The organism is Amycolatopsis sp. NPDC024027 (assembly GCF_040638975.1).
Lineage (GTDB): Bacteria > Actinomycetota > Actinomycetes > Mycobacteriales > Pseudonocardiaceae > Amycolatopsis.
The window spans coordinates 1-9,209 of record NZ_JBEZYY010000047.1; the positions used below are offsets into that span (position 1 = coordinate 1).

Annotated in this window: 7 protein-coding genes; 5 read left to right on the plus strand and 2 right to left on the minus strand. The window is 72.7% G+C overall.

Annotation, left to right across the window (positions count from 1 at the left end; translation table 11 throughout):
- Positions 1–168: 168 nt before the first annotated feature.
- Complete coding sequence (locus AB0F52_RS48565) at positions 169–1,950, minus strand: ABC transporter ATP-binding protein (protein ID WP_360186450.1); 1,782 nt, start codon at positions 1,948–1,950, stop codon at positions 169–171.
- Positions 1,951–2,063: 113 nt separating this feature from the next.
- Here AB0F52_RS48565 and mshB point away from each other — a divergent pair, with 113 nt between their 5' ends.
- The 3 genes from mshB to AB0F52_RS48580 are packed head-to-tail and all read left to right on the plus strand — an operon-like array spanning position 2,064 to position 4,067.
- Positions 2,064–2,906 carry an N-acetyl-1-D-myo-inositol-2-amino-2-deoxy-alpha-D-glucopyranoside deacetylase gene (gene mshB, locus AB0F52_RS48570; RefSeq protein ID WP_360186453.1) on the plus strand — a complete coding sequence of 281 codons (843 nt, stop codon included), beginning with the start codon at positions 2,064–2,066 and terminating at the stop codon, positions 2,904–2,906.
- Positions 2,903–3,295, plus strand: coding sequence for a hypothetical protein (locus AB0F52_RS48575; RefSeq protein WP_360186455.1), 393 nt, complete (start codon positions 2,903–2,905; stop codon positions 3,293–3,295). The genes mshB and AB0F52_RS48575 overlap by 4 nt, the downstream gene beginning before the upstream one ends.
- On the plus strand, positions 3,288–4,067 hold the full coding sequence (locus AB0F52_RS48580; RefSeq protein WP_103337087.1) for a hypothetical protein: 780 nt from the start codon (positions 3,288–3,290) through the stop codon (positions 4,065–4,067). Before AB0F52_RS48575 ends, AB0F52_RS48580 begins: the two co-directional genes overlap by 8 nt.
- A 29-nt stretch (positions 4,068–4,096) precedes the next feature.
- On the opposite strand, the gene AB0F52_RS48585 is transcribed toward AB0F52_RS48580, so the two are convergent.
- Positions 4,097–4,855, minus strand: coding sequence for a site-2 protease family protein (locus AB0F52_RS48585; RefSeq protein WP_360186461.1), 759 nt, complete (start codon positions 4,853–4,855; stop codon positions 4,097–4,099).
- A gap of 264 nt (positions 4,856–5,119) precedes the next feature.
- Here AB0F52_RS48585 and AB0F52_RS48590 point away from each other — a divergent pair, with 264 nt between their 5' ends.
- On the plus strand, positions 5,120–5,407 hold the full coding sequence (locus tag AB0F52_RS48590; protein ID WP_161790928.1) for a WhiB family transcriptional regulator: 288 nt from the start codon (positions 5,120–5,122) through the stop codon (positions 5,405–5,407).
- 132 nt (positions 5,408–5,539) lie between these two features.
- On the plus strand, positions 5,540–8,827 hold the full coding sequence (locus AB0F52_RS48595; RefSeq protein WP_360186458.1) for a glycosyltransferase family 2 protein: 3,288 nt from the start codon (positions 5,540–5,542) through the stop codon (positions 8,825–8,827).
- Positions 8,828–9,209: the final 382 nt, after the last annotated feature.

Below are 9,209 nucleotides of genomic sequence, written 5' to 3' on the forward strand. Positions count from 1 at the left end.
GATATATGGCTTGTTTTTGTTGTCTTGGTGCCCCCCCCCCCCCGGCCGCCCCCCCCCCCCTCACCCCCCCCGGCCCCACCACCCCCCCCCCCCACCTCTGGGGGCCCCTGGAACCGCGGAAGGCCGCCACCCGGACCGGGGGTGGCGGCCTTCCGCGTGTTCAGTGCCTCAGTCGGCCACGGGGGCCAGCTTGCCGGCCTCCCAGGCCGCGCGGCGCTCGGCCTGCAGGATCGGGTCCGCGACCGGGGCCGCCGACAGCAGCCGGCGCGTGTAGTCCTGCTGCGGCGAGTGCAGCACCTGGTCGCGGGTGCCGACCTCGACCAGCTTGCCGTGCTGCATCACCGCGACGCGGTCGGCCAGCAGGTCGACCACCGCCAGGTCGTGGCTGATGAACAGGCAGGCGAACTGCAGCGACTGCTGCAGGTCCAGGAACAGGTCCAGCACGCGGGCCTGCACCGACACGTCCAGCGCCGAGGTGGGCTCGTCCGCGATGAGCAGGGCCGGGTCGAGCGACAGCGCCCGGGCGATGGCCACGCGCTGGCGCTGGCCGCCGGAGAGCTCGTGCGGGTAGCGGTTCATGTAGTGCCCGCCCAGCTCGACCTTGTCGAGCAGCGAGCGCACGCGCGCCGACAGCGCCTTGCCGGACAGCACCTTGTGCAGCACCATCGGCTCCGAGATGGACTCGCCGATCGTCATCTTCGGGTCCAGCGTCGACGCCGGGTCCTGGAACACGATCGAGAAGAACCGGCGAAGCGGACGGATCTCCTTCGCCGACATCGTCGTGATGTCCTTGCCCGCGATCGCGATCGTGCCCTGGGTCGCGCGCAGCAGGCCGACGGCGCAGCGGCCGACCGTCGACTTGCCGGAGCCGGACTCGCCCACCAGGCCGACGATCTCGCCCTTGGCGATGGTCAGCGAGACGTCGTCGACCGCGCGGTTCTTGGCCTGGCCGCGGCGGCCCGGGTACTCGAGCACCAGGTTCTTGATCTCGAGGGCCGGGGCGGTCTCCTCGATCACGGCCTCCAGTTCGGCGTCGGCCAGCCGGATCTCCTCGGCGATCTTGGCCGCCTCGGTGCTGTCGCTGGCGATGCCGGCGTCGTCGAGCAGGCGGCGGCCCTCGGGGCGCTGGCCGAGCACCGGCACCGCGGCGAGCAGCCGCCGGGTGTAGTCCTCCTTCGGCGACGCGAACAGCTCGCGCACCGGCGCCTCTTCGACGATCTCGCCCTGGTACATCACGATGACGCGGTCGGCCATGTCGGCGACGACGCCCATGTCGTGGGTGATCAGCACGATCGCCGTGTCGAGCGTGTCCCGCAGCTTGCGCAGCAGGCCGAGGATCTCCGCCTGGACCGTGACGTCGAGCGCCGTGGTCGGCTCGTCGGCGATGATGACCTTCGGGTCGCAGGCGATCGCCATGGCGATGACGACGCGCTGGCGCAGGCCGCCCGAGAGCTGGTGCGGGTACTGCTTGAACCGCTGATCGGGGTTCGGGATGCCGACCATGTCGAGCAGCTCGACCGCGCGCTTGTCGGCGGCGTCCTTGGCGATGTCGAGGTGGGACCGCAGGGCCTCGCGCAGCTGCCAGCCGACCGTATAGACCGGGTTCAGCGCCGTCATCGGCTCCTGGAAGATCATCGCGACCTGGTTGCCGCGGATCTTCTGCATGTCCTTCTCTTTGAGATCCGCCAGGTTGCGCTCGCCGAGGCGCAGCTCACCGGCGATCCGGCTGGTCTTGGGCAGCAGGCCCAGCACCGACATCGACGTGACGGACTTGCCGGACCCGGACTCCCCGACCACGGCGACGATCTCGCCGGGCTGCACGTCGAACCCGATGCCCTTGACGGCGTCCACGACGCCGTCCTCGGTCTGGAACGACACGCTGAGGTCGGAGATGGACAGGACGGATCCGGACACGCCGGCGACGTTCGCCGAAGTTGCTTCAGTGCTCACCAAGATGCCCTTCGTGGGGGTACAGACGGTCACGACGCGGCGGTCGCGACTCGCGCGAGGATAACCGAGGGTGTCCCCGACGAAGGTCGGAGCACGGGAATTACGCTCAACCCGTGATCTCCCCGGTATCGCGAAGGCTGCTGTTCGTCCACGCCCATCCCGACGACGAAAGCATCACCACCGGCGCCTCGATCGCACGATACGCCGCCGGAGGCGCCGAGGTGACCGTGGTGACCTGCACGCTGGGTGAGGAGGGTGAGGTCATGGCCGGCCTGCCCGAGCTGGCCGGGCTGCGTGCCCAGGCGGCCGACCAGCTGGGCGGCTACCGCGTCGCCGAGCTGAAAGCCGCCTGCGCCGCGCTGGGGGTGTCGCGGCACCACTACCTCGGCGGCCTCGGCCGGTGGCGGGATTCGGGCATGGCAGGCACGCCGTCGGCTTCGCACCCGCGGGCGTTCACCGGGGGCAGCGCCGAGGAGCAGGCCGCGCAGCTGGCGGAGATCATCGACGAGGTCCGGCCGCAGGTCGTCGTCACCTACGACGCCTTCGGCGGGTACGGCCACCCCGACCACATCCGCGCCCACGACATCACGATGGCGGCGGCGGTCCGGGCCGGCTCGGTCGAGCGGGTGTTCCACACCGTGACGTCGAAGAGCGCGCTGCGTGCCGGGCTGGCCGCGCTGCGTGCGGGCGAGCCCCGCTACCGCGTCCCGGACGACGACGAGCTACCCGCGACGCCCGACGAGGAGATCACCACGGTGCTCGACGTCGCCGCGTACGTCCCGGCGAAGCTGGCGGCACTGCGCGCGCACGCGACGCAGCTGGCGGTGGTCGACGGCGCCGTCCCGTACTTCGCGTTGACGAACGAGGTCGCCCAGCCGATCCCCGCGAAGGACTCCTTCGTGCTGGCCCACGGCCCCGCCGAGGGTGCGGCGGATGACCTGTTCGGCGGGCTGTGACCGTGGACGAGCGGCTGACGCTCGAGCAGGGGCTGCTGCTCGCGCTGCTCGCCGTCGACACGGTGCTGCTCGCGCTGCTGGAGCTGTTCTTCCTGCCGCTGCGGATCGGGGTGGTCCCGGTGCCGGTGATGGTGCTCGTGGGCGCCGTCACCACGCCGTGGCTGGTGTGGACCACGGCGAAGCTGGTGCGCCCCGGGCTTTCCTGGGTACCCCTGGCGCTGTGGGTGCTCGTCGTGTTCGGGGTCGGCCTGCTGGGCCCGGGCGGTGACCTGGTGCTGATCCAGGACTGGCGGGCGTTGCTGCTGCTCGGCGCGAGCGCGCTGCCGGGCGCGATGGTGCTCGGCGGCGCGCCGCGCCGGGCGGTGGGAAGGGGAGCGGGACGTGGGTGAGTCGATCTCCGACCGGCAGGTCGTGGCGGTGCTGCGGCCGTTCGTGCGGGCGTGCGGGCCGATGCTGGACGCGCTGCGCGAGTCCGACCCGTTCGGGCTGCAGGCGCGTGCCTCGGAGGACTTGGCCGAGGTCGAGTCGGGGTTGAAGGCGAAGCTGATCCACGGCGTCACGTCGGTGAAGGTGCCGGGCACGGCGGCGTGGGCGCGGATGACGGGGTACGACCGGTCGAGCTGGTGGATGAACCGCGTCGGCCGGTTCACGGCGCTGCTGACGTCGATCCCCGGGCTGGGTGGCGCGCTGGCCGACCGCCTGCCGGTGCAGGACGCACTGGGCGCGGCGTCTCAGGGGCTGCTGCTGTGCGCGATCGCGGGCGAGTACGGCGTGACCGACGTCGGCACGCGGGTCCGGCTCATCGCGTGGGTGCTCTTCGAGCGCGAGATCGACCCGGACCTCGCGGCGGGCAAGCACGCGGAGCACGACGAAGCCGCGGAGGCGGACGAAGCGGCGAAGCTGACCGAGGAACTGAGGGCGTCCGAGAAGAAGCACGGCAAGGCGACGGTCAAGGCGGCCGGCCGCACGCTGTGGCGGCTCGGCCGCGGACTCCTCGGCATCACGGGCGAACTGGAGAAGCGCCCGCGCGGCAACCTGTTCCACCGGGCGCTCGGCATGCTCCCGGTCGTCGGTGCGGCGGGCGACTACCTCGGCGAGCGGTCGGGGTTGCGGGTCGTGTGGAAGCGCGCGCACGTCTGGCTGACCGAGCGCCGCACCTGATCTTTCCCGCGCGGCGCCCGGCCCAAACCTCACTTCCAGAACTGGAAGAGGAAGAACCCCGTCGGGGCACCGGGATAGCCACCCAGCGCGTCGAAGATCCAGCCGGCACCGTCCCACAGGGCGGCGTTCGCCGGGGGGAACAGGAACAGGACCGCGAACAGGATGATCGGCGCCCACGGGCGCACCTGCGCGCCGAACGCCCGTGCCTGCGCCGGCAGATACGGCTCGATCGCACCCCAGCCGTCGAGGCCCGGGATCGGCAGGATGTTGAGGATGAACGTCACGACCTGCAGCAGCGCGAGGAAGGACATCGCGATCACGAGGCCGTACGCCATCGGGACCAGCGCGACCACCAAGCACAGTGCCGCGCCGACCGCGAGGTTGCTCAGCGGCCCGGCCAGCGACACCCAGGACGACGTCCCCCGCGAGCGCAACGCGCCACGGTTGATCCAGACCGCGCCGCCCGGCAGCGGGATGCCGCCGATGAACAGGAAGATCAGCGGCAGGACGATCGACAGGACGGGATCGGTGTACTTCCGGACATCGAGGTTCAGGTAACCCTTGTGGGCGACGCTGTAGTCGCCACCGCGGTAGGCCACCATCGCGTGGCCGAACTCGTGCAGTGACAGTGACGCCACCCAACCGGCGGCGACGAAGATCACGACACCGGCCACGGCCAGTGTGTCGTGATCTCGGACGAAGTACGGATTGACGTGACCGAACGCGGCCATGACGCCACCGACGGCGGTGAGCGCGAGGATGCCGAGGAAGACCGGGCTGGGGCGCACTGCTGACTTCTGCACGTGCTCCAGTCTTCCGTATGCCCGGTGTGAAGTTACCGGCGTGTCCCCTTGCGCGATCGGGCCGGAACGTCCCCCGAACTCGCTACTCCGCTTGACCTGATCGCACTACACGGGTGTAATCACAGTGATGTCATTCGCCGCCGAGAGGGGACGGCGAGTGTCGTTTCACCACCGCCAGCCTGGGGAGTGCTAGGGAGCGAGGAGGCGGACGTGCGGTTGGAAGCCGATGGGAAGGAATGGGGGCACGTCATGAGTTGGGGCGAGATCCCGGAGCAGGCTCTGGGAGATCTCACCGAGCTCATCGATGCCACCGAAGAAGAGCAGGATTGGCAGGAACGCGCCCTGTGCGCGCAGACGGACCCGGAGGCGTTCTTCCCCGAGAAGGGCGGTTCCACCCGCGAAGCCAAGCGGATTTGCCTGGGCTGCGAGGTCAAGGACGAGTGCCTGGAGTACGCACTGGCCCACGACGAACGCTTCGGCATCTGGGGCGGTCTGTCCGAGCGGGAGCGCCGGAAGCTCAAAAAGCGTGCTGTCTAGTGCGAATCACCGGTGATGCCCGGCGTCACCGGTGATTCCGCTGTGCGGGGCGCTCGGCGTGGGTTCACCACCGGGTGACTGGTCGGGGCCGTAGGGTGGCCGCACCGACTGCCGCCTGATCTGGAGCGTTCGTTGCCCCGCACCGCCGCGCCGCCCGTCCCGCGCACCGCGCCCGTTCTGGCCATTGTGGTCTGTCACGACGGCGAAAACTGGCTGCCGCTGGCGCTTTCCGCGTTGCGCCGCAGCACCGTCCGGCCCCGGCACGTCCTCGCCGTGGACACCGGTTCCACCGACGCGACCCCGCGGCTGCTCGCCGGAGCCGCCGAGGATCCCGGCCTGGATTCGTCCCCCGTTCTCGCCGGGGTCATCACACTGCCGAGTGATACCGGCTTCGCGGCCGCGGTCGCCGAAGCCGTCGCGCACGCCACCGAGCGGTGGGGCGACCCCGGTTCCTGGCTGTGGCTGCTGCACGACGACTGCGCGCCCGAACCCGACTGCCTCGATCAGCTCCTGCACGTCGCCACGAAGGAACCGTCGGCCACCGTGCTCGGTTCCCTCGGTCTCGACTGGACCGATCCGCGGCTGATCGTCGAAGCCGGCCTCTCCACCGATGCCTCCGGGCACCGCCAGCAGGTCGCCACGACCGGCGAGGACCCGGTGGCGGTGCTCGCCGTGCCCAGCGCCGGCTCGCTCGTGCGCCGCGACGCCTGGGACTCCCTCGGCGGCTTCGACCCCGATTTCCCGTTGCTGCGGGAGGATCTCGACTTCGGCTGGCGCGCGAACGCGGCCGGGGGTGTGGTCCTGTCCGTCCCGCTCGCGCGGGTGCGGCACGCCCGCGCCGTGACCACCGGGCGGCGGGCGGCGGACGCGCTCCCCGGCCCGCCGGCCGCCGCGAACCGCGCCCACGGGCTGCGCGTGTTCCTGGTGAACTGCTCGCCGTTTTCCTTCTGGCTCGGCATGATCCGGCTCCCGGTGCTCGCCGTGCTGCGCGCGCTGGCCTTCGTCCTGCTGCGCCGCACCGGCGAAGCGCGGGCCGAGCTCGCCGCCATCGGGTACCTCCTCAGTGGACGCGGCGGATTGCGCGCCGCGCGGGCCCACCGGCGGCGGAATCCGCGGCCGGGCACGGTTCGCGGGCTCTTCACCGGACGCGGGACCCGGCTGCGCAACGCCGTCCGCGCCGGCGTCGTCGGCCTGGTGCGCCGCGGCGTCGAGAACGACGTCGCGCTCGGCCGCGTGCCCGAGACCGTCGAAACCGAGTCGGCGTGGGTGACGCCGGAAGCGCTCGACGCCCGCGAGAACCGTCCGGTCGGCCCCGACGCGTTGCCCGCGGGCGCGTTGCGCGGCGTCAGCTCACGCGGGTCCGGGCTGCGCCGCCCGGGCACGCTCGTCGCCGTGGCGCTGCCGGAAACCCCGGCGCCGGTCGCCGAAGACGCCCCCGAAGCCGAGGAGCCGGAGCCGGAACTCGTCTTCGTCGAGGTCAACCGCCGCCGGGTGCTGGCGGCCACGATCTTCGCGCCGCCCGTGGTCCTGCTCGTCGTGCTCACCGCGCTCGGGCTGTTCGTCAACCGCGCCCGGCTGGGCCTCGACCTCTTCGGTGGCAAGCTGCTCCCGGTCGCCGGGCTGGGGGAGCTCTGGACGTCCTACCTGACGCCGTGGCACGCGATCGCGGGCGGCACCGGCGCGCCCGCGTCGGCCACCCTGCCGGTGCTCGGCGCGCTCGGCGCGGTGTTCGCGCCGATCGGCGGGCCGGCCGCGCTGGTCGCCGTGCTGCTCCTCGGCGACATCCCGCTGGCCGCGCTGAGCGCGTACGCGGCGACGCGGCGGCTTCGCGTACGCCGCTGGGTGCGCGCGGTCGTCGCGGCGACGTACGCGGTCTTGCCGGCCGCGACCGCGGGCGTGGCGCAGGGCCGGCTGGACGTCGTCGTGGTGCACCTGGTGCTGCCGCTGGTGGCCGCGGGCATCGCCGGGCTGCTCGTGCACGCGGACACGCGCTGGCTGCACGTGTCCGCGCTGTCGGCGTTCGGGGTGGCGCTGCTCGGAGCGTTCTCGCCGCTGGCGCACGGGCTCGCGCTCGCCGGGCTGCTGATCGGGTTCGTCGTGCTCCCCGCGCCGACCGGGCTGGCGCGCCGGATCGCGTCGGTCGGGATCGTGGTGCTGCTGCCGCTGGCGCTGCTGCTGCCGTGGCCGACCGTGCTGCTGAAGCACCCGGGACTCCTCGTCCAGGGGCTCGGCGGGGCCGCATCGGTCGTCTCCGGCACCGAGCTGGCCGGGCTCGACCCGGGCGGCCCGGGCGCCTGGCCGATCGGCGTCGCGGTGATCGCCGCGGCGCTGGTGGCGGTGGTCGTCCGGCCGACGAAGCTCGCCGCCGGCGGGCTCGCGCTCGCGGCGCTGGGCGCGGGCGGGCTGGTGCTGGTGCGGCTGGTCACGGCGCCCCCGCTGCAGGGCGGCGCGCCGTCGCACGGCTACGCAGGCGTGCCGCTGCTGATCATCGGCGCCGGGCTGCTGTGGGTGGTGCTCGGCTCGTGGCAGCGCGGCGGCCCGACCGGCGTCCCGGCGACCTGGCTGCCGAAGGTGATGGCGGTGGCCGGAGTGGCGGTGTTCCTGACGCTGGCCACCGGCGCGGCGGTCGTCGGCTCGCAGGGCCCGCTGCGGGCCGGTGAGCGGCCGTCGCTCGCCCCGGAGGTCACGGCCGAGCTGACGGCGTCCGGCCGCTCGGTGCTCGACCTGGCCCCGGACGCGACGCGCCAGATCGCCGGCCGCCTCCCGCACTACGGCGACGACGAGCTGGCCCCGACGCCCGGAACACCGGCCCGCTTGGCGGCTTGGCGCCGCGACCTGGGCCAGGGCGACGCGGCGGCGGTCCAGCGCTCCTTCGCGGCGGCCGCGGCGGCGGGCGTCCAGTTCGTGGTGCTCCCGCCGGGCGTGGACCCGCAGGCGTACCCGCCGCTGGCGAAGGACCTGCTCTCGGTGGCCGCCCCGACGTCCGACGGCCGCGGGGTGCTGCGCCTGCTCCCGCCGGCGGGCCAGGTGATCTTGATCTCGCCGGAACAGGCGAAAGCGGCGGTCACCGGAGGTGGCGCGCCGGGCACTGCGCCGGGCGTGGCACCGGTCCGGGCGGACCTGCCGGACGTGCGCGTCCGCGTCTCCGACGGCCCGACGGGCCGGCTCCTGGTGCTGGCGGCGGAGCAGGAACCGGGCTGGAAGGCGGCGGTGGCCGGCAAGCCGGTCCCGATCGTGCCGGCGTGGGGCCACCAGGTGGCGGTCTCGGTGCCAACGGCGTCCGCGGAGGTGACGGTGGAGTACCCGGGAACGGAAAGAAACCTGCTGCTCCTGGCCCAGCTGGCGGCGGTGCTGTTCACCCTGCTGACGGCGGTCCCGGCCCGCGGGGTACCCAGCTCCTCGCGCGTCCAAGGCTTGTGATCGGAGGAGCGCGGTGGTCATCCCGTCGCCTGAGGCCGTGAAATCACTTTGAGCCGGGCCCGCAACACAGAGCGCAACGTGGGGGGACAGCGCAGGCTTGCGGGCCCGGCTCAAAGTGATAGGCCAATCAGGCGACGGGATGACCACCCAGCGGCCCAACTCGAGAAGGTGGGAGGCAAGCGCTCCGGGTGGCCATCCCGGAGCCTGCCGGTCCGGCGAGGACAGCTTTTGTCTTTTTGCCATGGCATAAAACTCTGCCGCGGCAGGGCGGGTCCGACCTCCCCCGCCCCTCCGGTGGGAGTTTCAGTCGACGATCGGGTTTGTCAAGGCGGGAAAGCGTGGGGTGGGAAAAACCCTCGGGGAGGGAAGGGGAGGGGGGGGT